Annotated in this window: 15 protein-coding genes; 1 reads left to right on the forward strand and 14 read right to left on the reverse strand. The window is 41.1% G+C overall.

The window, feature by feature from the left end; all coding sequences use genetic code 11:
- Positions 1-2: 2 nt before the first annotated feature.
- The 13 genes from G3567_RS00870 to G3567_RS00930 form a co-directional block, all read right to left on the reverse strand.
- A complete protein-coding gene (locus G3567_RS00870; protein WP_235923419.1) occupies positions 3-788 on the reverse strand; it encodes a glycoside hydrolase family 16 protein in 786 nt (261 codons plus the stop codon).
- A 95-nt stretch (positions 789-883) separates the two neighbouring features.
- Entirely contained in the window at positions 884-2,326 is a 1,443-nt protein-coding gene (locus tag G3567_RS00875; protein ID WP_164003286.1) for an Ig-like domain-containing protein, read from the reverse strand.
- 8 nt (positions 2,327-2,334) lie between these two features.
- On the reverse strand, positions 2,335-5,505 hold the full coding sequence (locus tag G3567_RS00880) for a glycoside hydrolase 5 family protein (protein WP_164003287.1): 3,171 nt from the start codon (positions 5,503-5,505) through the stop codon (positions 2,335-2,337).
- Between the two features lie 530 nt (positions 5,506-6,035).
- Complete coding sequence (bglX, locus tag G3567_RS00885) at positions 6,036-8,309, reverse strand: beta-glucosidase BglX (RefSeq protein ID WP_164003288.1); 2,274 nt, start codon at positions 8,307-8,309, stop codon at positions 6,036-6,038.
- 63 nt (positions 8,310-8,372) lie between these two features.
- Positions 8,373-9,284: a glucan endo-1,3-beta-D-glucosidase gene (locus tag G3567_RS00890; protein WP_164003289.1), complete on the reverse strand. Its 912-nt coding sequence runs from the start codon at positions 9,282-9,284 to the stop codon at positions 8,373-8,375.
- A gap of 5 nt (positions 9,285-9,289) precedes the next feature.
- The gene (locus tag G3567_RS00895; RefSeq protein WP_164003290.1) at positions 9,290-11,266 is read right to left on the reverse strand and encodes a hypothetical protein; all 1,977 of its coding nucleotides are present in this window, start codon (positions 11,264-11,266) and stop codon (positions 9,290-9,292) included.
- Positions 11,267-11,313: 47 nt separating this feature from the next.
- Entirely contained in the window at positions 11,314-12,804 is a 1,491-nt protein-coding gene (locus tag G3567_RS00900) for a RagB/SusD family nutrient uptake outer membrane protein (RefSeq protein ID WP_164003291.1), read from the reverse strand.
- A 10-nt stretch (positions 12,805-12,814) separates the two neighbouring features.
- Positions 12,815-15,859, reverse strand: a complete 3,045-nt coding sequence (locus G3567_RS00905; protein WP_164003292.1) for a SusC/RagA family TonB-linked outer membrane protein — start codon at positions 15,857-15,859, stop codon at positions 12,815-12,817.
- A 236-nt stretch (positions 15,860-16,095) separates the two neighbouring features.
- Positions 16,096-18,945 carry a helix-turn-helix and ligand-binding sensor domain-containing protein gene (locus G3567_RS00910; RefSeq protein WP_164003293.1) on the reverse strand — a complete coding sequence of 950 codons (2,850 nt, stop codon included), beginning with the start codon at positions 18,943-18,945 and terminating at the stop codon, positions 16,096-16,098.
- Entirely contained in the window at positions 18,917-20,293 is a 1,377-nt protein-coding gene (locus tag G3567_RS00915) for a sugar porter family MFS transporter (protein WP_164003294.1), read from the reverse strand. Before G3567_RS00915 ends, G3567_RS00910 begins: the two co-directional genes overlap by 29 nt.
- A gap of 185 nt (positions 20,294-20,478) precedes the next feature.
- Entirely contained in the window at positions 20,479-21,054 is a 576-nt protein-coding gene (locus G3567_RS00920) for a YceI family protein (protein ID WP_164003295.1), read from the reverse strand.
- Between the two features lie 64 nt (positions 21,055-21,118).
- The gene (locus G3567_RS00925) at positions 21,119-22,396 is read right to left on the reverse strand and encodes a hypothetical protein (RefSeq protein ID WP_164003296.1); all 1,278 of its coding nucleotides are present in this window, start codon (positions 22,394-22,396) and stop codon (positions 21,119-21,121) included.
- 30 nt (positions 22,397-22,426) lie between these two features.
- Complete coding sequence (locus tag G3567_RS00930) at positions 22,427-23,011, reverse strand: YceI family protein (protein ID WP_164003297.1); 585 nt, start codon at positions 23,009-23,011, stop codon at positions 22,427-22,429.
- 227 nt (positions 23,012-23,238) lie between these two features.
- On the opposite strand from G3567_RS00930, the gene G3567_RS00935 reads away from it, so the two are divergent.
- Positions 23,239-24,288, forward strand: a complete 1,050-nt coding sequence (locus tag G3567_RS00935; RefSeq protein ID WP_164003298.1) for an NAD(P)-dependent alcohol dehydrogenase — start codon at positions 23,239-23,241, stop codon at positions 24,286-24,288.
- Between the two features lie 171 nt (positions 24,289-24,459).
- On the opposite strand, the gene G3567_RS00940 is transcribed toward G3567_RS00935, so the two are convergent.
- The gene (locus tag G3567_RS00940) at positions 24,460-24,819 is read right to left on the reverse strand and encodes a DUF2237 family protein (protein ID WP_164003299.1); all 360 of its coding nucleotides are present in this window, start codon (positions 24,817-24,819) and stop codon (positions 24,460-24,462) included.
- Between the last annotated feature and the right edge of the window lie 102 nt (positions 24,820-24,921).

Here is a 24,921-nt window from a genome sequence, read left to right on the forward strand (position 1 = left end):
GACTACTCGTAAACCTTTACATAATCCACTTCCAAGGTTTGTGGAAAGACCGTATCAGCATTTGGAGGCCCCACAAAAGAGCCGCCCACGGCCATATTGATTATAATATAGAAAGGCTTATTGAATACCCATTCACCACTTAAGCCTTCGCTATCTGGTGTGATTTGATTGTAAAGCACATCATCCACGTAGTAATTGATGTAATTTTCCCCCCACTCAATACCATAGGTATGAAAACCTGTATCCAGTCTTTCATCCCTGAATTCATAACTTTTGGTCACGGCATTCCCTCCGGAATAGCCAGGTCCATGAACACTCCCGTGAACGACGGTGGGTTCGCTACCATCATATTCCATAATGTCGATCTCGCCGGCCTGAGGCCAGCCTGCCTCATCTATATTTTCGCCCAGCATCCAGAAAGCCGGCCACAGCCCTGCCCCCCATGGCATCTTCATACGCGCTTCTATCCGGCCATACTGCTTTTCAAATTTGGCTTTGGTGACTATGCGTGCTGAAGTATATCCAGAACCTTCAAAAGACTCTCGACGAGCAGTTATAGTCAACACCCCATTTTTTACGTTTAGATTTTCTTCTCGATCTGTGTAGTTTTGAAGTTCGTTATTCCCCCATCCTGGAAGCCCCTCTTCAGAACCATCTCCAAGTTCGAAAGACCACAGGGAGGAATCTAATGTGGACCCCTCAAATTCCTCTACCATGACCAGGTCATTGAGCGTAGTAACGGTTTGTGTTTCGTCCGGGTCACAGCTTTGAAAACTGATTGTAAGCATACTAATAATTAGTATTGAACCTAGTATTCCTTTATTCTTCATCTTTTCTTTTTTTATCATTAACCTCGATTAAAATCAACATCAAATGTCCTTATTTACTCAGGATTGATGTTTCCACCATCTTCTCTATAGAAATAAATGTTATCAACATAAAATTCTGAAGGAGGTGTCCTGCCCGCAAAATCAGCTAAAATAATTTGACCCAAATTGGTCCTCGGGTTTAAGCCTGTAATATTGAAATCGATTGAAATCCATTCTCCTGAAACAAACCCAGAGGTAAAGCCCTGAGAAAGGGTTGTATCGTCACCGCCGGCAAAGGCATCGTCAGGACCAAAATCGACCAGGTCGATTCTAAGTCCTGTATTTGACGGTGGATTTACCGGAATAAAAATGTCAAAATGCAGGTGTGTCGCTAAACTGCCATTGATAGTAGGCACGCCCTGATTGAATTCTATACCCACGAAGTTAAAATTCAGATAATAAAGCACATCATCCCCCTGGATTGTAAAATCGGATGACGTCGTGGTTTGAAAAGGTGCGTAGAATCCATTGAAGAAATCCACGGGTCTGTTCTCGTATGCATCACTGAATAATGAAATAACGCTTTGCGGATCCCGTGTAGGTACAGGAGCTGAAATAAAGTTTCCTAAAGACTCCACTACTAAAGAACCAGCAGCTTCTTCACCTCCTAAACTTGCTGTAATTTCGGCAGTCCCGGAACCGACCACACTAACCTGGCCAAGCTCGCTGACGGTGGCCACACTTGCATCTGATGAGGAGAATTCAAAATAATTTGGAGTAATATTCGTCGTTACGTCTCCCTGTGTTGTGCTGAAGGTTTGTGTTAAACCTTCCACCTGTAGATTTCCCCCAATAAAAGTCTGAGCGAGGTTTTCCTCACCGTTTTCGATTCTTGGTCTGGGCTGAGCAACAGTTCCCAGGTTTTCAAATTTAATCTCATCTATCCAAATCGCATAGCCTAAGCCATTGGTGCTTTGTGTTCCTGCAGCAAACGTAAACATGCCCCTTTCCTGAACTAATTTGGAAGGGTCTGGTATAGGAATGATGTATTTTTTCCAGCCTGTTGACAGTTGTACATTGGTAGCCGTTCTGTATGTATCGTCTATAAAATCACTCCCGAAACCAGCTTCAATAACGGCAGTTGTCGACCCTTTGGCCCAGAAGGTTAAGGCATCGTAACCGGTTAAATTTCTTCCTTCACCTCTGTCTCTGAATATACCTCCTATAAAACCCCCGTCCGGATCGTTTGGAGCGGGAACATCAATTTTTATAGAGGTGGTTCCCTCATAGGCTTCTGTGTCATCGGTGCCGAAGCCGTTTACGTTTGCTCCAGCAGCTGGATCAAAGGATATGAAGAATTCATCTGTAAGGCCTATAGGGGCATCATTAAAGACTAGTCCGTTGGTAGGATACGTAGCCAAGACAGCGTCATCAGACACTTCTCTTTCGCAACTTGTCATGACTACCAGAGATAGCAGAGCAAGGCTTAATACTTGAAAATAGGTATGTTGTTTCATTTTGAATATTATTTGCCTATGTTAAATCTTATGTATGTCATGATCTCCCACTCCGAACCGTTGGGAAATCCAACCGCGCTTAGGATAGGTTCTGAGTTAAAAGAACCAATAGGGGTTGCATTGGGAGAGTATCGAGGTGAAAATTCATTTAAGGAGCGCCAAATTCCGCGTATGCCAATTTGGGTAGTAGGTAAAATGAACCACTCCGGTTTGGCCAGCGTCGTGGACATGTCCAGCATGGTTTGCAGGGGAAAGGTCAAGTTAAAATCCCTGTGGTAGTCATAAGGCCCCCAATCGTCGACTTTAACATCCGCTATGATCCAGTATTTTTTATACCGCACATCTAAATTCGCTCCAAATCTCCCGGTAACCAGTCTTTCAGAATCTCCCTGAGCCTGACCGTTACCATAATAAAAGGTCCCTACAAAACCGAGATCCGGACTTAATCTGGAAACTACTTTAGCATGCGCTTCCCAGAGATCTTCTGCTGGAACAGAATTGGAAAACGCAAAAAATTCACGTGTATCCAGAAACCCAATATGAGCATCCATGGTAGTCGGTAAGTGTCTGTAAACAAAACCTGCACTCAAAGCAAATTCTGCATCTTCGGCCCTATTGTTATCCCAGTTGTACATATAGGTACCAGGAGTCGGATCGAAAGTAAACAGAATCTCCCCTGCTGTAGTTTCTCTATTCCATCTTACGGCAAAGGGATCATCGATCACATTTCTTAAACGGCCTGGCGCATCTCCATTATTTGGCATAGGGTCTACTAAAGGCTGTTGCCATAAAAAGTTAGGTGCAATTTGCCATTTTCCAATATTATAGGTGAAGCCAGACAGGAAATTAGACTGGTTACCGCTTCCGTTATCTTTCAGTTTCCAGCCTGTAAAGGTCAGGGTTGGGTCTGCGCCTCCATTGGCTACAAGTCCCATAACAGACCCCTGAGCATACCAGTTAAATTTTCCGCCAGTATAGGTGATTTTTGCTTTACCACCCCAGTTGTCATCTGCATTTACTCGATCTACAACCACATTACCGGCATCATCTATATCCTGGTAGGTACTTCCGTTGAGAGGGCTGCCTGCCCAAATGCCACCCAGGGTTAACCCAAATTTACCGAAATCTCTTTCCAGAGCCAGTGTAGCTCGTTCCTGAGGCCACGGAGGAATCACACCACTACGCACCTGATTTTGATCTAAGATACGGCGCCCATTTTCGTCAAATTCAAGTTCCGTTTCTAAATCTCTATGATAAATCCCTGTAACATCCCATTTCTTTATTGTTTTGCTGTATTTATAAAGCATGGTTGGATTAGCACCCCACCATAGCTGAGGACCAATAGCTGCTTTTAGCCCTTCCAGGCTTCCTTTCGCATCAATCTCTATACCTGAAATAACACCTCCATAAATATCTAAATTGGGTCCGTAATTGGCTTCCGGATATAATCCAAAGACATCACCTTCGTAACCCCAGTGGTAGTGACCCGTCCTGTAGAATCCCCTTAAGTCGAATAAATCATGATTCCATTCAAATTCTGCCTGGTAAACCTGTAAATTGTTATTGTCCTGAATAATCACTTCACCATCGGGCGTGGTCACTCTTACAGGTCTGGCTCTGTTCTCATAAAAGATTTCATTGATAGGATTTTCAGCGACATCGCCTACAATGTTGAAGTCCACATTGAAACTTACATTGGCAGCAGGTTTACCACCAACTCCTATAAAATAAGACTGCATTTGATCAAATCCAAGCTGGTTTGGATAAGAGTTACTGTTTGGATCCGGGTTATCCGGTGTCGTAATTAAACTTCCTCCCGTGTAAAAGGTAGATAAATGTGCTGCTATTCGGCTAATTCCAACTTTTTCAGAATCTCCGCCACCTAAGGCCGCTTTATCTCCTCTTGCCCGCAAAACGGCGTCCATTAAATTGATAGCATTAAAGTGCATTTCTACTGAAGAAAGATCATTGTCCTCGTTATATGGATTGAGTTGATGCGCTTCTTTTAAAGCATAATAAGCTGCTCTTGGATATAAGTCGTATAAACCCCTGGCGTTTGTAGGTCCTTTGGCACAGATCCCAAACCACTCTTCATTCATGTTGTTTTTACCTTCTTCAAAATCATGATTATATCCACCATTAGCCCAAGAGGCATTACTGTCGTGCACTTCAAGGTTTTCTGTCTGTCCGTATTTCCACCACCCATCGCTAAACTGAAAGGTAAATCCACCTATTGAATTTTCGGCAAGACCAAGACCGGCAGCATTCTGATAAATTTCCCTCCAGTTCTCTACCATATAATAAGCCTGAGCCTTTTGGTCTTCCTGCATTTCTAAAGCATTGAAGGCATCGGCGCCAAACTCAGTAAATAATACAGGTTTACCATAGACTTCTTTTACTTTCTGAAACGCATCTCCAAACGATTCCCCTCTGTACATGTTGGTTCCATAGATATCTACGTCTGGACATTCTTCAGCAATAATCTCCAGAAACAGTAAGTCTCCGTTACAAATGGCAACTGGCAGTGAGTCGTCAATCTCTTTCATCGCTACCGCAGCCTGATTCATCAAATTATACATTGGCCTTCCCCGATTTTCTCCTATGGCCTGAATTTGATCTTCTTCGTCCGGAAAATCTTCAGTTTCTGCTCCGGCCCAAAACAATCCGTAGTTGTTTTCATTGCCTAAAAGGAAAAGCAAAAGTCCTGGAGTGCCTTTATATTCCTCTGCCAACTGGGTAACTTCCGAGAGGAGCAGATCTTGGGTAGCCGCGTCATCGTATTTGGTGACAGGGGTCCAGACCCCGTCAAGGGTTAAACCATAGCGGCCAAAGGAATGGTTGAGCATGGTATAAATACCATAGTTTTCATAAATATAGGTGATCCACTTAGGCTGAATACCCGTATAGACTCTAATGGCATTTACCCCCATATTCTGGAGTAAACCCATTTCAGCATCCAGCGCAGCTTTGATAATCTCGTCAGACTGATTCCATAAACTATAATTGAAGTTTTTCCCGATAGGGACGTAACTCCAGTTCATTCCATTTATGATTAAGTTTTTACCATCAACTTCCAACTTCATACCTTCTTCATTAGATATGATTTCTACTTCGTATCCCTGAGAAAAACCAAAAGAACAAACGAAAAAGAAAGTAAGGGCGAATAAAATATTTTTCATGTTAAAGAATTTATGAAACTCGTGTTCTCAAACTTAAAGGATTGAGTTGGTATTTTCGTATAAAATTACACTACAAAAAATATACAATGTAATAAACTGTTGTTTTTTTTAAGAAATGCATAATATTTGAGTAAAAACACTGAGTTTACTGAATGACAGTGTTTTAAATAATAGCCTTAATCGAAGTAAATTTCCTGCCTGTATAGTTAATGTTTGGTTTTAAAAGGCTCATGTTAAGGTAACAGACACCAGAATCCATTTTTAACCAAAGGATTTACACCAAAATCATACTCCATCGCAATCGATATAGGTTCATATTAATTTTGGAAGCCTTGATGCGTGAAGCGAATTTCCAATCGCCGAAACATGTTGAAACCTCTCTAAACTGACGGTTTTAATTTGAAAAAATATAGACACCGCTTAATTTCTGGAATAGCGGTGTTTATAGTGATTGATTCCTTAAATATTAACCTCCCTGGATCATGAAAAGTAAGCCCATACGGATTACTCGTATCTGTCTTTATGTTCAGCTAAAGTTCAAAAGTTTCTGTAAGCTCAGCCTGGGAGTCCTCCCCTACAAACACTCGAAAAATTCCTTCTTCAACTACAAATTCCCCTGTATTGGTGTAAAAGCCTAGGTCTTCATCTGTCAGTTGAAATGTGATTTCCCGGCTTTCTCCGGCTTGCAGTTCAACCTGCTCGAAACTTTTGAGTTCCTTTACCGGTCGCGTTACGCTGGCATATTCATCATGAATGTAGAGCTGCGCCGTAGCTTTACCACTTCGTTTACCTGTATTACGCACGGTAACCGAAACGGAAACAGTATTGTTATCAGCATAGGTGTTTTCAATTTGCAAATCTTTAAAACTGAAACTGGTATAGCTCAAACCATAACCAAACGGATACAATGGAGAGTTATTCTCATCGGAATAATGTGACCAGAACACCTCTCCAGGTGAGGGCAGGTAGGGCCTCCCGGTAGATTTATGATTGTAATAGATAGGAACCTGACCCACATGCCTTGGAAACGTCATCGGTAATTTAGCGCTCGGGTTATATAGTCCATAAAGAACCTCTGCTATAGCGTTTCCGCTTTCGGTACCAAGCTGCCAGGCTTCCACAATCGCCGGAATATGTTCATCTGCCCAGGTGATCGCAAGAGGTCTTCCGTTTTGCAATACCAAAACAATATTCGGATTGACCTTATACACCTCTTCTAAGAGTTGCTGTTGAACACCTGGTAAATCCAGTCTAGTTCTGCTTCTTGCCTCCCCGCTTTGCAATCCATGCTCCCCAAGGACCATGACCACCACATCTGCAGATTTTGCTACTGAAATGGCTTCTGCAAAATCACTTGTATCACTGGTATTGATTTGAAGTTCTTTGGTAAAGGAGGCCTTGCCTAAAATAACATCTGCTCCTTTGGCATAGGTGTAGGTATTTTGATCAAATTTCGCTAAGCCTTCCAAAACAGAGACGGCTGTTCCAGGCTCTGCAGCAAGCCTCCAGCTTCCTAAAGGAGAGGTTTTATCATTGGCAAGCGCACCGATGACCGCAATTTTTTGCCCTGATGAATTTAAGGGCAATACATCCTTTTCATTTTTGAGCAGGACAATAGACTTTTTCGCCATGTCCCTAAGTTCTGCTTTGAATTTTGGTTGATTTACAGTCTCCTGTTCACGCGTTTCTGAGCAATATTTATAAGGGTCTTCAAAAAGCCCAAGTTCATACTTGACCTTGAGAATTCGACGTACCGAATCATCGATCAATTTCATGTCTACCTCACCGGCTTCTACCAGGGTTTTGAGTTCTTCGATGTAATGGTAAGATTCCATATCCATATCAGAACCCGCAATTACGGCTTGTTTAGCAGCTGCACGGCCATCCTTTACAAAGCCGTGAGCTACCATTTCTCCGGCAGAATCCCAGTCGGTGACAACAAAGCCCCCAAAATCCCACTTCTCTTTGAGTATGTCTCTAAGGAGAAATTCATCGCCAGTAGCAGGAATACCATTAAGGACATTGAACGCAGTCATAAAGGATTTAACATCAGCATCAACTGCAGCTCTGAAGGGAGGAAAAACAACGTTATAAAGGGTTGACGTGCCAATATCTACGGTATTGTAATCTCTGCCTGCTTCAGCAAATCCATAGGCTGCAAAATGTTTGGCAGTAGCAGCAACCGTATTGGTTGCAGATAAATCATCACCCTGAAAACCCTTTATCCTTGCTTTGGCAATTTCACTGCCAAGAAACGGATCTTCGCCGGCACCCTCCATGACACGCCCCCATCTGGCATCCCTAGAAATATCTACCATGGGTGCAAAGGTCCAGTTGATTCCTGAAGCTGAAGCTTCTTCAGCAGCGATTTCAGCAGAGCGTTTTATCGCTTTTAGGTCCCAGCTCGCCGCTTCAGCCAAAGGTATAGGACTAACCGATTTATAGCCATGAATAACATCAAAACCAAATATCAGCGGAATACCTAGTCGGGATTCTTCAACCGCTAGCTTTTGAACAGCCCTCACATTTTCAACCCCATGCACATTCAGCATAGAACCCACCAAACCCTGTTTGATATGTTCCAATTTTTTGGCTGCTCTACCCTGATTGGGTTGCGGTCCTGTAAAATCCATAAATCCACTGTACTGATTCATTTGGCCAATTTTTTCTTCCAGTGTCATTTTAGCCAAAAGTTCATCCACGTTCTGGTCGATTTTTGATTCGTCAACATTTTTATTTAAAGAAGGGTCTTGCTGGCACCCTATTAAAAGGAGGCCAACAAAACCCAATACAATCCACTTCATATATTTAATTATGTAATTCTATACTGTTTGGTATTTGTTAAGGATAAACAATACGCTTTAGGCTTATTCTGAAGTAATTACAAACCACCACTCAAATTGACCATTCCCGTCTGTGGTACTCAGTACGATATCATTAGGACTGGAGGTCCAGTCAAATATCCTGTAATTGTGAGAACCCCCCGTATAATAGCCAATGAATCCAAGTCCGGTCAGACTGATCGTTTCTACACCCCCTGGTCCAATGATAACCCAGCTTTCCTGGAAGTCATCATAAGGCAAGTTTTCAATATCGGCGCCATTTGTTACACCACCTGAGACACCTAACTGATCAATCAAACCAGCACGGCCAAACACCGTACCCGATGGATCTGTTCCACCAGCATCGTTAGTAGCATCCGTTATAAAAGTAAAGGTTCCATCTTCACTAAAAATGTATCTGTCATCATACATACCTACACCCGTTTTTTCGTTGGGTCCGGCACTGTACCATTCTGTTGGTACAGATCCTTCAGGAGGACCTAAGCCGAAATGCCCTGCTTGTGAAGATTTGATTCTCCAGGTCTTGGTTCCATCACCAATAAGTTTTTGTAACAATTCTGGCGGAGGAGCATAGGTAGCAAGAACATCAACATCAATTGTTGTAGACGTTTTTACACCTCCGGTACCATAAGCAATAGCGGTGATGGTGTAGGTGTTTACTCCTAAATCTGAAAAGATAAAGGAAGCACTTCCCGATGGTTCAGTTTTTTGATTGCCATTGTGGATAAAACTGAACGAAATGGCATTGTTTGCGCTTGCATTAAAAGTAACCACACCAGAGCCGTCCCCGTTTGGGTTATCGGCATCTGCACCAGCCAGTTCCGCAGTAACCGTCAAATTTGAAGGAGCAACAATGTCTCCAAACTGATGATCATCGTCTTGGCAAGCAAATAGCATGAGGCCAAGTAAACCGATTATATAATTTTTTAGTTTCATAGGTATTAATTTACAAGTTTTATTTCATCATAGTAATATTCACTTCCATCTCCAGCAGTTCCAAAATCAAAGAATATGACGATTCTCACATAGTCTCCATCAGGTGCACCACTAAAGTCATAGACCAATTCTTCCCAGTCGTTTGCCACAGTATTTGTGATATCCACTTCATGTGTTACACTAGCGTCCTGATTTTCCAGCTTGAGTTTAATGGTTATCCCGGACTTTGGAGAATGCGTTAACACTCTTATTTTAGGGAATGTCGCTAAATCTAAAGGGGTATTAGGTTCGAAAAATGAACCAGCCCATACTTCAGATCCGGTATTCTTGGTCAGGTTTGCAACCTGGCTGGTCGTATTGATTCCAGTTGGGTTTGGATTTGAAACCACTTCAACTGGATCTATGTTTCCAAATACGGTAAAAGTAGGAGCTGTACCCTCAAAATCTTCAATGTCCAGACCGCTGTAATTTAAATCATCAAAATAATAATCGGCACCGGTTCCCGCAGTTCCAAAATCAAAGAAAACTGCCATTTTTCCAAAATTTAGGTCAGGATTTGCACCTGCAAAATCAAACTCGACTTCGACCCATTTATTGGCTTCTGGCACAATAGACGTAGTTTCAACAAACGTATTTGGATCGTTAGGGTCTTCAAATTTAAGGAGAATTGGAATATTGGCGGTTGGAGACCAGACTTTCATAGTGAGTGTAGTCGATACATTAAAATCTACTTTTTCAGTTAAATCGGTGACTACACCAGCCCACGGTTGAGAACCACTTGCTTTATTTTGTCTTACAACCTGAGAACTTGTGTTTAAACCACCTGCATCAGGGTTAGCAATAACTTCAGCAGAGCCGCCTCCAAAACCAATGAAGTTATAAATCGCAGCCTCCTGTTCAAACCTTAAAGGAAGTGAGATATTCACAGCACTGGCGGTTCGGATGTTATCAAAATAATAGGTCTCACCGGTTCCGGCTGTATTGAAGTTAAAAAATATAGCGAGAATTTCATAAGTTGTTGACAAATCCAATGCAGACATATCAAACGTGAGGGTTTCCCACTCGTTTGCAACTGTGGTTGGCTGCTGGGATTCCACAAAAATAGAGTTGTCTGAACCGTTTTCAATTTTGAAAAGCACAGGAACACCGGCTTGTGGAGAATAAACGTCCATTTTAATAAGCGTACCGTTGGTAAAATCTATCGGTGCACTAAGGGTGGTTGAGGTTCCAGCCCAGGTTTCAGAACCTGCCACTTTGGTATAACTTGCCACCGTTTCAGAATCATTAACAGCATTAGGAGCGGGATTTGAAATAATCGGCACACCCGCAGATTCGCCACCACCAAAATTATAAAAGGTATAATCTACTGTAGCAGATTCGAAATCCACAGGAAATACCAAAGGATCCGTTATCGTAATGGTTTCCGAATAAGAGGTTGTAGCCTCTCCTCCACTCAAAGCGGTAACGGTAATTTCAAAATCTCCAACACTGCCGTAAGTGTAGGATACCGTTTCATCTAAGTTGAAGCTTAGAGGAGTTTCATCCGCCATTTCACCAAAGGTCACTTCAAAGCCTGCCGCATTATCTGCAGATGCAGATACACTGACCGATAAGGGGTCGGCTGGAAACCTGGTGATAGTCACCTCTAAATTTTCAGGAGGCAGAAAAGAAACAACCAAAGGCTTGGTAGCCTGAGCCATGTCATTAGCAATATTTAAAGCAAAAAGCTCTACATCATAATTGCCCTCAGCATAGGTATGCTTAAAAGATTCTCCTGCAGCAATCGTATCTGAAAGTTCACTCCCATCGCCAAAATTCATAAAAAATTCATTGGCATTTTGGCCTGTAGGGGTAAACGTAACTTCGCCAGAGTTGTCCTGCTCGATGCTGATTGTCGCATCGATATTGCTGGGTGCTTCAAGGTCTATTTTTGTTAAACCTTCATCTTCAGTACAGCTGATCATACCTAATAATAGGAGCATTACTATACTGAGTCTTATGTTCTGTTTTAAATTCATAATTTTCATAATTAATAGCCTGTGTTTTGTGACCAATTGCCTTGAGAAAACTGAATTTCCTCTATTGGAATTGGGAATACATTATTTTTGGGAGCTGTAAATCCTTGGATAGCCTCTGCCGCACGACCTGTTCTAACCAGATCGAAAAAACGGTGGCCTTCACCAACAAGTTCTAAACGTCTTTGTTCAAATATTTCCTCGGTTAGCTGACTGCCAGAAACATCGATTTCTGACAAACCAGCTCTTACTCTTACCTGGTTTACGTAGTCCAAAGCAAGCGCGTCATCAATATTTCCTCTATTTAAAGCTTCTGCTGCCATCAGTAATACATCGGCATAGCGAATAGCTCTGTAGTTATTGGGCTGAGTTAAATTGGCATCACCCAAATTATCATTTTTCCTAGGTAAATATTTTTTGTTGTAGTAACCGGTATGACCAGTTCTAGGGTCCTGATTTCCTATGGTATAAGAGGCCCCGGTTTCATCTGCCCACGCTTCTATATCCAGGATGCTTAATTCTCTTCTGAGATCATTAGCTTCAAACGCATCGAAAGTTTCCTGTGTTGGCAAATTGAAGCCAAAACCAGATTCGTACACAGGTCCACTGTAACCTCTAACGCCGCTAAAGCCAACCATCACATTACCTTCACTACACTGCAGGCACCCAAAGCCTGCACCTTCTGCGCCTGTATATTGTACTTCAAAAACAGACTCAGCGCTATTCTCAGCATTATACTCGAAAAGATTCAAAAATTCTTCATCGCCCTGTGTGCCATAAAGGCGAAATTGACCAGAATTGATCACTGCATTTAAGACTGGAGCTGCGAGAATAAATTCATCCTGATACAGGTGAACTTTACCAAGCAAGGCTTGAGCAGATGCTTTTGAAGCCCTCCCCACTTGAGGTGACTCCAAAGACATGTCTGCTATGGCTAAATTCAAATCATTCTCAATATAGGTGTATACATCCTCTACTGAAGATCTTGGGATAGACGTTTCTTCACCTAGTTCAAACCTTCCTTCAGGTTTGATAGGGATAGCTCCAAACCATTTGACCAGTTCAAAGTTAAAATAAGCTCTCAAAAACCTGGCTTCTGCAATGATCTGGCTTTTGCCTTCGAAGTCAATTTTATCTTTGTTTTCAATGATATAGGAAGCTCTGTAAACTCCTGCAAAATTAAAATCCCACACATCATCGATGTTATCATTTACAGGAGTATGCTCCATCTTGTCTACCTGCTGCCAGCCTACCACATCTGTAGCACTTTCTCCTCCGGCATGTGTATTATCGGAAGCAATCTCGCCTAAGATAACATTGACATAGGTGGCCTGCAGGGGATCATAAGCACCGATTAAAGCAGCTTCAAAATCTTCTGCGGTCTCAAAAAAGGTGTCAGAAGTCAGTTGATATGGTGGTTTTTCTTCCACAAAATCATCAGCACAGGAAAGCAAACTAAATGCTACACAGGCCATAAATAAATTTCTATATAACGTACTCATCATAATATTTATATTAAAGTTTTACATTTAAACCAAGTGAGAATGTTCTAGGCAAAGGATAAAACCCTAAATCTATCCCTCCGCCAATTGGAGCTCCGGTTGAAGCTGTTGGGTCATAGCCTGAATATTCAGTGAACGTGAACGCATTGTCAACTTTCGCATAAAGTTTTAATGAGCTGATACCTACAGATTGAAGTGCCTTTTCGGGTACAAAGTAACCTAACGAAATGGTCTGTATCCTTAAGAAAGAGCCATCCTCAACAAAATAATCTGAGAATAATTTATTGGCAGTAGCCGCAGTCGTTACTCTTGGTTCAATAGTTGAAGTGCCGGGTCCTGTCCAGCGATCTAAACGGCGACTCAACATATTTACATTAGGCTGATCCCGCTCAAAATTTCTCACAATATCACTTCCCAGATTTGCAAATGAGTAAGCACTAAACTCAAAGTTTTTATAAGTGAAAGATAAATTCAATCCCATGGTGACATCTGGAATTGGGTCTCCGATGTTGGTTCTATCATCCTGGTTAACGATACCATCTCCGTTGACGTCTACAAATCGAATATCTCCCGGACTCGCATCCACACCAGCAAGCTCTCTTTGTGATGGGTGAGCCTCTACTTCAGTTTGGTTTTGGAATATACCATCGGTTTTAAGTCCGTAGAAGTAACCAATAGGCTGTCCTACTTCCATTCTTGCCGGAGGTAATTGTCCAACACTAAACTGTCCGCCTTCCAAAAATGGAGCTCCGTTAATTTTGGTGACTTCATTGTTGATCGTACTCACGTTGTAATTTATGTTGAAAGAAAAGTTGTCACTAACTTCCTTGCTATAACCGATAGCCGCTTCAAATCCGTAATTCTTAACTGTTCCTGCATTTCTTGTAGGTGCAGAACTTCCTGGAGCAGCGGTACCAAAAATACCAGACGTCGGAATAAAAGGAATAAGAAGGTCTTCTCTGGTGTTATCGTAATAATCTAAAGTGACGTCTAGACTATTATCAAATAATTTTAAATCTAAACCTATATCCAGCTTCTTCGCGGTTTCCCATTTAACATTAGGATTGGCAACCGGTCCAAGAGCCTGACCGTTGGTCAAGTTTTGTTCATCTCCAAGCACATAAGTGGCTTCTCCACTTAGCACGGACAAGAATAGAAAATTAGGTATTCTGTCGTTCCCAAGTTCACCGTAACTTGCTCTTAATTTAGCAAAATTCAATACATCGTTTGTTCCGATAAAATCTTCTTCAGTGATTATCCAGCCTCCTGTTACAGAAGGGAACCAGGCTGTAGAGTTGTTGGGACCAAAGTTTGATGAGGTATCTCTTCTAAGAATACCCGTTAACAAATAACGGTCCTTAAATGAAAACTGTACCCTGCTAAAATAAGACAGTCTTCGAAATTCACTTACAAAAGAGCCGTTGGTCTGGTTATCTCCCACTCCAGTAGCAGTTCCTATATCGGCAAATTCATAGCTGTTTCTAGGCACTCCGGTTCTGGCTCCAAAAAGGCCTTCACCATGTGTTCTAAAAGCAGTCATACCTAGTGTAAAGGTTACATCTAACTCCTTATCAAAAAATGACTTTTCAATGGTATTGAATAAATCGAAGGTATAATCGTAAAATTCTTGCTGGTTTTGATTGACCTGATTGAAAGGTCTGTTAAAGACTTTACTTGTACCAAAATCAAATTCCGGGAAGAATTCTCTGTTATTTAAATTGGAGGAGTTAAACCCATAGCGGGCTGTAAGTTTGAAATCCTTGATGTATTCCAATTCAGCCTGAAAAGATCCACTCAGCCTGTTGCTTTCGAAATCGTTAAAGGTATTGGCGATTTGAGCCAGTGGGTTAGCAACTTCATTGCCCAGATCGATAGTTCCATCCAGGTTGAAGCGATCAGGTCTTATGGTAGGTGCAATATTGATAGCATTGAACAATACGGAACCAAGCCCGAAAGAATTGATGCCCTGAGAACGGTTGTTGGTATAAATCACATTTGCACTCAGGTTTAGAAAGTCACGAACATCAGTATTGATAGACAACTTCGCCGTTGTTCGCTTAAAGTTTGATTTCTCCGGTGCAACTATACCTTTTTGATCCAGATGCGAAGCACTAAACGAATAATCCGTATTCTCAGAACCACCTCGAACAGAGACATTATTACTAACGATCGCTGCGGTATCAAAAACCTCATCCTGCCAGTCTGTATTGGTTCTTAGTTGACTTACGTCAGGAAAAGGCAAGTTTTGCCCGGCATTGGCATATTTTTCATTGGTAAGCAAAGCGTACTCTAAGTTGTTGAGAAGCGGCAACTCTCTGGTGGTTTGCTGTAAACCGAAATAGGTATTATAGGTCACTTCTGCGGCCTGATTCCGTTTACCGGTTTTGGTTTCGATTAAAACCACACCGTTAGCACCGACTGATCCATAAATAGCAGCCTGTGCATCTTTAAGAACAGTGATGGACTCAATGTCCTGCGGGTTAATCGAATTAAGACCTCCATCGTATTGAAATCCATCCAATATAATAAGCGGAGAACTGTCCCCATTAGTAGAGATCCCACGTATACGAATATTCGATTCAGCACCCGGAGATCCAGATTGAGGGGTTACGCTCACCCCGGCAGTTGTACCCTGCAGCGCATTGGCCGCATTGAGGGGCTCCAAATCCTGAATCGACTCGGCATCTACGGTAGATACGGACCCTGTTAATTTTCTCCTGCTACTTGCACCATAACCAATGACTACGACGTCATCTAAGGCCTGAGTATCCGACTGCAGCTGGATTGTGAAGTCTGTAGTTTCTGCTACATTTACTTTCTTGGTTTCATATCCTAAATACGAAAAAACCAAAGTGGCATCTGTGGGAACTGACCTGAGAATAAATTCCCCGTCAAAGTTAGTAGTTGTTCCTTTAGTAGTACCTTCTATTATCACATTCACACCAAGTAAGGGCATACCAGAATCTATATCTGATACACTTCCCTCGATGTTGATTTCTTGTGAATATGTCCACGTGGATAATAGACATAACGTCGCTATTAAAAAGTTTTTAACCATATCTATAAATTGTTTAATGTAAATCTAATGTTAAAGTTGTTTTTTTATGCTTTTTTTGGCTTACAAAAAAACTACACGTCTTGAAAAGTTTAAGTTTTGTTAAATAAATTATCGTTAAGTCTTATTTTTAGAGGGTTAAGCTAATTGTTAAAACATCCAACTACATCGATGTAGAAAGTCGAAAAAAGTGATTTTGTATAGCTAATGTATAGTTATAAATGTCAATTGTATTGGTTTTATATTCCTAAAATATAATCTGTCAAGCCAATTTCTCTGGGTAAGTCCATTTTTTTACGCAAACGATATCGTTTCACTTCTACGCTCTTGGTGGATATATTGAAAAGAGGCGCAATCTCTTTGGAGGATAAATTGAGACGCAGGTAAGCACAAAGCCTGAGATCATTTGGCGTCAAGGAGGGATGCTTGGATTTCATTGATTTCAAGAAATCTTTATCCGAATTGTTGAAGGCTTCTTCAAACATTTTCCAGTCATCAGTGTTATTGATATTCTTATCGATAATCTTAATAACTTTTTTGGCATTTAACGGAATGGGTTTTGCTTTTTGAAGCTCATCTTTGATAGATCCCAGAAATTCGTTTTTCTTGATTAAACTCATGGTAGATGCAGCTAATTCACGGCTTTTATTATCGATATCCTGCTTGAGCTGTTCATTTTTAACCTGCATGATTTCCTGCTGGCTTTCCAGTTGCTTTAATTCCAGTTCTCTGTTGGCCTGATGCTGTAACTCTAGCTTTTGTCTTTTATAATACCGCTTATACACATTATGTATAAGAGAAAATAAAACAATGAGGAGAATCAAGTACAGAACTAACATCGTATTCGATATTGCAAAGGGACGATTGATTTTAAAAATAAAGACTTTAGGTTCTGAAAAATAGCGATCACCCACACGAGCTCGAACCTGAAACTCATAATCTCCAAAAGGAAGGTTATTGAAAGCTATTTCATGCCGTTCATCCCAGGAAGACCATTCGTCTATAAAGCCTATAAGCCGGTATTGGTACTCGGAAGTAAAATACTTTTCAAAATAGGGCACACTGAAGTTGAAATGAAGGTTATTCATTTGGTTTTTAAGTTCAGCAGCTTTACCAGGCTCAAGAAATGAGGCTTTTTGACCAGTCTGCCAGTATTTGACCGAGGTGATGTTTAAGGATTCGTTAATGGTCGTATCCAGAAACTTTTTATAATCGATTATGATATAGCCCTGGGTCAGTCCTAAAAGATAGCGTTCATCACCAAGATGATATACATTTTCGTATCCTACCATGGCCCCTCGGGTATCGGAAGAGATAGGGATAGAGCCTAAACTGAAGGTAGTGTTTATCTTACCCTGAACTGTAAAGTTTATTCTGTTTTTATTAAAACTCCAAAGCCCAATCTCACCAGAAGTGGTTGCTAATTTTCCTGAAGAATACATATTTTCTGTATACAATCGGCTTAATAAACTGTCTTTTAAAAACTCATCAGCAACAGTATCAAACCTCCAGACTCCCTTTTGCTGAGCATAGTAAATCTCGTCTTTATATTTAACCAGACTGGAATATAAGCCATTGCTTATGCCTTCAAACTGAGAAACCTTATCAACTGAGGTATAGCTGTCATTTATGCTGAGCTTATATACCCCCTTGTATTCGTGGTCGATTAGAATTTCAGTTGGAGAGGTAAATTCAACAAATTTTGAGGACACATAAAAATTATCTAGTCGGTTTCGAAAAGTCCAGCCGTCCTGAGTTTTTTCCAGAACACTTAGGCCATTATAATTCCCTTGTAAGAGGAGGTTAGGATGATCTGGAACAGGCTTGAAACACCAGGTCCCGAGCAGATCTGAAATCTGTCCAAACTCTCCTTCAGAAAATATAAAGGTCCCGTTGTTATGTCCGCATAGCAAATACCCATCAACTTCCCGAAGCGTCCAGACCTGGCCTTTCGAACCTTTCACAAATTTAAAATCTGACGTTGTATCATTCACAGGCTTGTAAAAAAGTCCCTGATTGGTTCCTATAAAAAGATTTTCGTTAAAGACCAATGCCGTATAGATCGTTCCAAGAACTCCATTATCATCGTTAAACACAGAAATGGGAGAATTGACGTTCACACAGTTAATTCCATTATCGAGGCCTAACCAAATATTGGCATCCTTATCTTCGTAAACAGAGAGGACCGTATTATTGTACAAGGTCTCCTGTTCGGTGATTTGATTCTGGATAATGCCTTCAGAATTCAGAAAAACAACGCCTTCTGAAATCGTTCCGAGAACAATGCCTTCATTTTTGGTCTGTAGACTGGTATAAACGGTAAAATCATCAATAGCATTAGATGAAGAAGGCCATTGCTGAGGCTCTGCTTCCAGGGTGTAAATCCCCTCTGTATCGGTTTGAACTAAAACCTGAGAGGGGTAAGCATAAAGATTTATAATCGCGTGCTCTTTAAACAGAACGTGATCTGAAACCAAAACCGGTTCACCATCTTCAATTTTGAAAAGACCTTTATTCACAATCTGAAAGAAAAGATCACCGTCTAACTTATATATTTTTGTAATGGCACCCTCTATAGAAATTTTCTTAAGTGACTTGTCCTCAATATGATAGGTGTATAGGTTATCTAAAGATTGGAAAATAATCCAGTTTTCGAGACGTTCTATCGTCCAGAATTGCTCATCTGTCCCGATAGAATCAATTATGGCTTTGGAAAGCGACTGGTAGACTAAGTTTCCAGTAGGCTGTTTTTCCCAAAATCCAAATTCACGGTAACTCCCCGTATAAATCTTATGGTCATGATAAAAGACCGAGCGAAGGATGCTTTGATTAGGGGAAGGATACAGCCTCCAGTCTTCACCGTCATATTCAAGCAAACCAATGTTATTGGCCATATACATATAATCGTTGAAGCCCTGGGTAATAGACCAGTTTTGATTATCGGCCTGATAATCTTTTGGAGAAAACGTAAGAACAGGAGGAAGTTCCTGAGCATTAAACCCCAGGGAGAAGGAAAATGCAAATAAAGCTATAAGGTTCCGATAAATCTTCACGTTAATTTTAATCCCATATATCTTCAAGTTCTTCAAGAGATTTATTTTTGGTTTCAGGAATATACCTATACGTAAAAATAATAATAATAATGATGAAAATGATGAAAATTAAATAAGGGAGTGAGCCGTTCCAAAAATCATTCATGTTGGTTTCACTTTCAGAAATCACAGGAAAAAACTGAGAGACGAGATAATTGGAAGCCCACTGAGCAGCCACGGCAATGGACATGGCTGCGCTACGGATTCGATTAGGGAACATTTCCGACAATAAGACCCAAACGACAGGTCCCATAGACATAGCAAAGGAAGCGATAAAAAGCAAAACCCCTATCAATGAAATCATTCCAACATTCTGCTGCTGAAGGGATATGCCCAGCAGGGCAAAACCGAGAATCATACCGACACTTCCAATGTAGATAAGCGGCTTTCTTCCAAATTTATCCACGGTAAACATGGCTATAAAGGTGAATATAAGATTGATGAAAGCAAGCAGAATCTGCTGTAACAACACGTCGTCTTTACTAAATCCAAGGGCTTTTTCAAAAATATCCGCACCGTAATAAAGTACGGCATTTATACCTGTAAACTGCTGTAGCATTGAAAACACAGTTCCAATCAAGATGATCCCTAAAATCGATTTTGAGAAAAAATTAATCTTGGGCTTTTCGATATTTTGATTGATGGAATCCTGGATTTGAGCAGCTTCCTTTTTGGCCAAGTCGGCACCGTGAATCTTGACCAGAGTGCCATAGCCTTCTTCGGGTCTTCTCATCAGATAAAGCCACCGTGGACTTTTAGGCACAAAAAACAACAAGACCAGAAATAGTCCGCTGGGAATGAGTTCAGACCAAAACATTCTTCTCCAGCCAAAATCGATATTCTCTGCGATAGTGAGGTTATTTCCAATGAAATAAGTCACTAAAAACACTACAAAAAAACCAATGACTATAGCAAGCTGGTAAAAGGTCACTAAACTACCTCGCTTATTGGAAGGGGCAATTTCTGCAATATACATGGGAGCACTCATGGAAGCAATACCAATACCAAGACCTCCAAGAATTCTAAAAAACACAAGAAGGGTTACAGACTCGGGAAGAAATGCAGGCAATCCAGACCCCCAGGCAGAAATCGTAAACAGTAGGGCTGAAATGATTAAAGAATATTTTCGACCGATTTTCATGCTCAAATAGCCGGCACTTAGCGCCCCAACAAGGCAGCCTATCAGTGCAGAGCCTACCACCCAGCCTTTCATGGCAGGATCCAGATTAAAGTACTGACTTAGAAAATATTGCGCTCCGTTGATAACTCCTGTATCATAACCAAACAAAAATCCGCCAAGCGCAGATATTGAGGTAATTAAAAGCAAAAAAGATCTAGACTTCATGAATCAAGTTTTGTCTAGCAAAGTAGAAAACATTTTTCAGATATACAGCACTATATCGATAGATATATTTTAGGTTTGGGTTTTGTATAGTTAAGAATACGCTATACTACTTGTAAGGGTAAACCCCTCCTTAGGTTGAATTGTGTGCTTATGAAGAATTAATAGTCTGAAAAAGCGTATCAAATTTATACAGATAATCCAAGACGAAGGTGAACATGGATTGAAATTTCTTCGTGAACTTTGATCAATCCCATCATTTTTGTAGGGGTTTCCAGGTTAAAATCATTGATGTTCAGCTGTAAAACGCTTGTATAGATTTTCTCGTCGTGATCACCCAGGGCAACCTGAACAGGAAGATGTTTGGTTTTCCCCGCAATGGTTATCTGGATTATCGCCTGCAGACAGGATTCCAAAGCTTTGATTTCCTTAACTTCTATATGAATAGTAGGAAACTCACTGGTTTGTATAAGCTCTTCAAAATCTTTATTTATTCTTCTGCCTCCACAGTCAAATGAGGCTGACTCTAAGAACAGATCGGCATCGTTGAGCAACCAGCCGTTTTTGTAATCTTCATAAAAAAGCGTAAAGCGTTGTGGCTTAATAGGCTTTATATAATTACAGGTGAACGTATTCACATTTGAAGTTCCCTTAATGTAAAGATGACTCCCTTCCTTGATCCTGACCTCGATTTTGTCGTTTACATCGTCATGATTAGGAAATGCCGAGAGTAAGCTAACAAGTAAAACATAAACTATTCTCATCTTCTTTAATTTAAAAAAAACCTTGCCCTTTAAGAAAAGAGCAAGGTTAACAAATTTGGCTAATCTAGAAACTAATGACCGCTTCAAGCATAAGTCCATCAAACTGTCCGCCGGCAAAAATATCTCCCACAGGGTAATCAGAATAAGACTGATTTACATACTCTAACTTGGCCAGAACATTCTTGGTCATAAACCAGCCTGCACCAAGCTGTAACCTGTCAACACTGATGTCTTGTCCAGAAGAATGTTCCCCGTCAACATAGCTATATCTACCTCCAATATAAACATCTTCATTAGCTCCAAATCTGTAAATCAAGTCTGCCGCATAGTGGTTATACGTTCTGCTTGGAGGATTAGGACCAAATCCTTTTCCTGTAGAATTTTCATAGACACCAAAGAACTCCAGGCCTTTGTGTTTAATGAAAGGGTTAATCATGATAGAGGTAACTTCAGTTCCAAATCCGGGATTTACGCGTCCAGATCTAAAGTCTCCTGAAGCAGAAGCTCCTTCTTCCTCCAACACGAAATAGTATCTTGAACCTGCTCTGTCTCCATCGTAAAGGAAATTTTTTGAAGATTCACTCGTGGTGTATAAAGATCCCATCAGTCTGAAGCGTGTATCCTGGGTTAGTTGTTTGTCGTAACCAAGTTTTGCTAAAAAGACAGGCTTAGTCTCTAAATTTGAATTTGGATTTAAAGAAACCGATTGATTTAGTTTCCCATTGGTCACCCCAAGCATAGCTAACCAGCCGTTTTTTCTAAAATAACCTTCAAAACCAACTTCAGTGGTAAACGAATCCATAAGGTAGTTACCTATAAAAGGATTGTACATGGCCATGGCATTATCTGTCCTTCTAAAGTGTGCGTCACCATAGTTGATTTCCATGTGTCCAAACTTGAAGGTTAGATACTGCATTGCATCAGCCATAAAGCCTTCTCCAACGAATTCAAGCTTATCGATCAGCAAATACCCCCCTTTAACCCAGGCTTCAGGGTGGTGACGTGCAGACAAGTAGGTTCTTAAATGCATACGCACACCATCATAAAGTGCAACATCTAAATCGAGGTTGGCTGTTGCCAGGTTGAAATTATCTCCCAGCGTTGCCAAAGGCACAGCTCCACTGTTCTCATGGTCTAAAGCCTGGAACTGGATAGTGGAAGCACCACCTACTCTCACTTTTAAGCCGTCAAACGTAGTTACTGTATCTTTTGGGGCTTCAAATACGTTGATACCTCGCTGATCTCTTGGCCTAAAGTTATCCAGGTCTCTTTTCTGAGCAAAAGAGTTGAAAGAAAATGCCAGTGTCAGGCACATCATTAAAGTTAATTTTAGAGTTTTCATAGTTAATAGTGTTTAGGTAATTAATTGTTTTTAAGATTTATAGTGGGTCAGGTCAAAATTTACATGTACAGTCTCCCCTGTGGTAATGGTTCCAAACAGGGCTGTAGGAGGTTCAATCTTATAATCTGTCATATTGAGTTCCTGCTCTGCTTTTAGGGTATAACCGGTTTTGGTTTTATGGAGTTCTACCGGGATACTCACCATCTTGGCAGTTCCGGACATACTCAGTTTTCCTTTTACCTCGGCCTGATAAACGCCGGGAGATTTTTCTATGAGTGTAGCCGGTGCCGAAGAGGTAAAGACAACCAGCTTATAAGTATCGGCCTGCATAGCTTCATAGGTGTTTTTATCCATTTTGCCCTTTCCACTATCAAAGCTCTTAACCGGAATCGATAATTGGATCGCATTTATGGCTTTTAAGTCATCCTCCTCGATAACTAACTCCATTTCACTGGCAAAATCTTTGGCTAGGATTTCCCAGTCGTGAATATTGGAGGTCCCTTCTATTAGAATGGAATTTTCGTCGGCCGGAACCGCTTTAAACTGAGTTTGTGATTGTCCTACAGAAAAAATAAGGAGTAACGCGAAAGCTGAAATTAAGGTTGTGAGTTTCATAGGTCAAACTATTTTAAAGGATTTGTCGATTATTAATTATTTGTTAATGCAAATTTAAAAGAGAAGCTTTCCTTAGAAAATGAGCAATGTCATATATTGGAGGTTTTACAGAATAAACCTAACTCAAAGGGACTTTAGAGCAGGTTTCAGCTCAAGCTTAAGGTTAAAAGGAAGTCAAATTAGCCTTGAGCCGCAAATCAAATCTTATTTTTATAAAAAATAAACTTATGAGTGAAGTAAAAGCCTACGGTGCCAAAGCAAGTGACGCCGATTTAGAACAACTAAACATCAAAAGAAGAACTCCCTTAGCTACGGATGTTCATATAGAAATAGATTACTGCGGCGTGTGTCACAGCGATATCCACCAGGTGAGAAACGACTGGAAAAATTCCAAGTATCCCGTCATCCCAGGTCACGAAATCATTGGACATGTTGTTGCTGTGGGAAGTGAGGTTACCAAATTCAAAACAGGACAACAGGTTGGCGTAGGCTGCATGGTAGATTCCTGTCAGAATTGTGAAGCCTGCGATGAAGGCCTTGAACAGTTTTGTGAAAATGGAATGACCGCTACCTATAATGGTAAAGACAAACATCTTGGCGGGCATACCTTTGGCGGGTATTCTGAAGAGATTGTCGTTGATGAAAAGTTTGTATTGAATGTACCCGACAATCTGGATATAAAAGCCGTACCACCATTGCTTTGCGCAGGCATCACCACCTGGTCACCTCTAAGGCAGTGGAATGTCCAAAAAGGAGATAAAGTTGGCGTGGTAGGTCTTGGTGGACTGGGACATATGGGAATCAAATTTGCACGTGCCCTGGGAGCACAGGTGGTTATGATCACCACTTCTCCTGAAAAAAGCGAGGATGCTGAAAAACTGGGAGCAGATGAAGTTCTGATTTCCAAGGATGATAAACAGATGAAAGAGCACGCGAACTCCTTTGATTTTATATTGAATACCGTTCCTGTAGGTCACGATGTCAATCCATACCTGAATTTACTCAAACGCGATAAAACCATGGTCCTTGTTGGTGCCATAGAGCCGCTAAAAGGCGTGAATGGAGGCGCACTGATTGTCAAAAGAAAACGACTGGCAGGCTCACTTATCGGAGGGATTGAAGAAACCCAGGAAATGCTGGACTTCTGTGGAGAGCATAACATCGTTTCAGATGTTGAAATGATCGATATACAAACTATCAATACGGCTTACGAAAGAGTGGTGAACTCCGATGTCAAGTACAGATTTGTCATCGATATGCAGTCGCTCAAGAAATAAATAAGTCTGATTCTGCTTATACAGCATGCCTTAGGTCCTATCCATAACCTTCGAGGTCATCACCCTCGGGCTGTCTAAGAAGCAGTTCGATTGATCTGATAAAAATAAAAACGCCCTTCTAAATATGATGTCAGAAGGGCGCTTTTTATAGCGTATTTAAAATGCTCAGCTTTACTCATGGTATTCCCATTCTTTCAGGGTTTCCATAGACACATAGTCCAACATTTTCTCGTGGCAGGACTCTAGCTTCAGGTACAAAGGATGCCCGGCTTCCTTGCTTTTGAGCCAGACGCCCATGCACACGCACCACCAGTCACCGGGTTTTAAGCCGGGAAAACTCCACTGGGGTTTTGGGGTCACCAGGTCATTCCCCCTGGCTTTATTCCATTCCAAAAAACCTTCAGTGACCTTTGCTGCAACGATATGTAAGCCATTATCCTGTTCAGCATACTTGCAAAACCCATCTCTAAACACGCCCGTCATAGGATCGTAAGAACAGGCTTTTAGCTCTGTACCCAGTACATTTTTCATGGTATTTTTTTCTTTTGAATTTGCTGTAAGTTAAGCAATAATGGATAAAGTTAGTTAGCGTTCTCGAGCGATTGCATCGCGAGAGAATTACTAAAAACTTAT

Source organism: Psychroflexus aurantiacus (assembly GCF_010820555.1).
GTDB classification, from domain to species: domain Bacteria; phylum Bacteroidota; class Bacteroidia; order Flavobacteriales; family Flavobacteriaceae; genus Psychroflexus; species Psychroflexus aurantiacus.

Coding starts and splice junctions, on each gene's coding strand:
- G3567_RS00925 (WP_164003296.1), bottom strand. CDS start 22,396: ATGAAAACTCTAAAATTAACTTTAATGATGTGCCTGACACTGGCATTT.
- G3567_RS00920 (WP_164003295.1), bottom strand. CDS start 21,054: ATGAGAATAGTTTATGTTTTACTTGTTAGCTTACTCTCGGCATTTCCT.
- bglX (WP_164003288.1), bottom strand. CDS start 8,309: ATGAAGTGGATTGTATTGGGTTTTGTTGGCCTCCTTTTAATAGGGTGC.
- G3567_RS00870 (WP_235923419.1), bottom strand. CDS start 788: ATGCTTACAATCAGTTTTCAAAGCTGTGACCCGGACGAAACACAAACC.
- G3567_RS00895 (WP_164003290.1), bottom strand. CDS start 11,266: ATGCTCCTATTATTAGGTATGATCAGCTGTACTGAAGATGAAGGTTTA.
- G3567_RS00875 (WP_164003286.1), bottom strand. CDS start 2,326: ATGAAACAACATACCTATTTTCAAGTATTAAGCCTTGCTCTGCTATCT.
- G3567_RS00930 (WP_164003297.1), bottom strand. CDS start 23,011: ATGAAACTCACAACCTTAATTTCAGCTTTCGCGTTACTCCTTATTTTT.
- G3567_RS00905 (WP_164003292.1), bottom strand. CDS start 15,859: ATGGTTAAAAACTTTTTAATAGCGACGTTATGTCTATTATCCACGTGG.
- G3567_RS00940 (WP_164003299.1), bottom strand. CDS start 24,819: ATGAAAAATGTACTGGGTACAGAGCTAAAAGCCTGTTCTTACGATCCT.
- G3567_RS00900 (WP_164003291.1), bottom strand. CDS start 12,804: ATGATGAGTACGTTATATAGAAATTTATTTATGGCCTGTGTAGCATTT.
- G3567_RS00880 (WP_164003287.1), bottom strand. CDS start 5,505: ATGAAAAATATTTTATTCGCCCTTACTTTCTTTTTCGTTTGTTCTTTT.
- G3567_RS00915 (WP_164003294.1), bottom strand. CDS start 20,293: ATGAAGTCTAGATCTTTTTTGCTTTTAATTACCTCAATATCTGCGCTT.
- G3567_RS00935 (WP_164003298.1), top strand. CDS start 23,239: ATGAGTGAAGTAAAAGCCTACGGTGCCAAAGCAAGTGACGCCGATTTA.
- G3567_RS00890 (WP_164003289.1), bottom strand. CDS start 9,284: ATGAAACTAAAAAATTATATAATCGGTTTACTTGGCCTCATGCTATTT.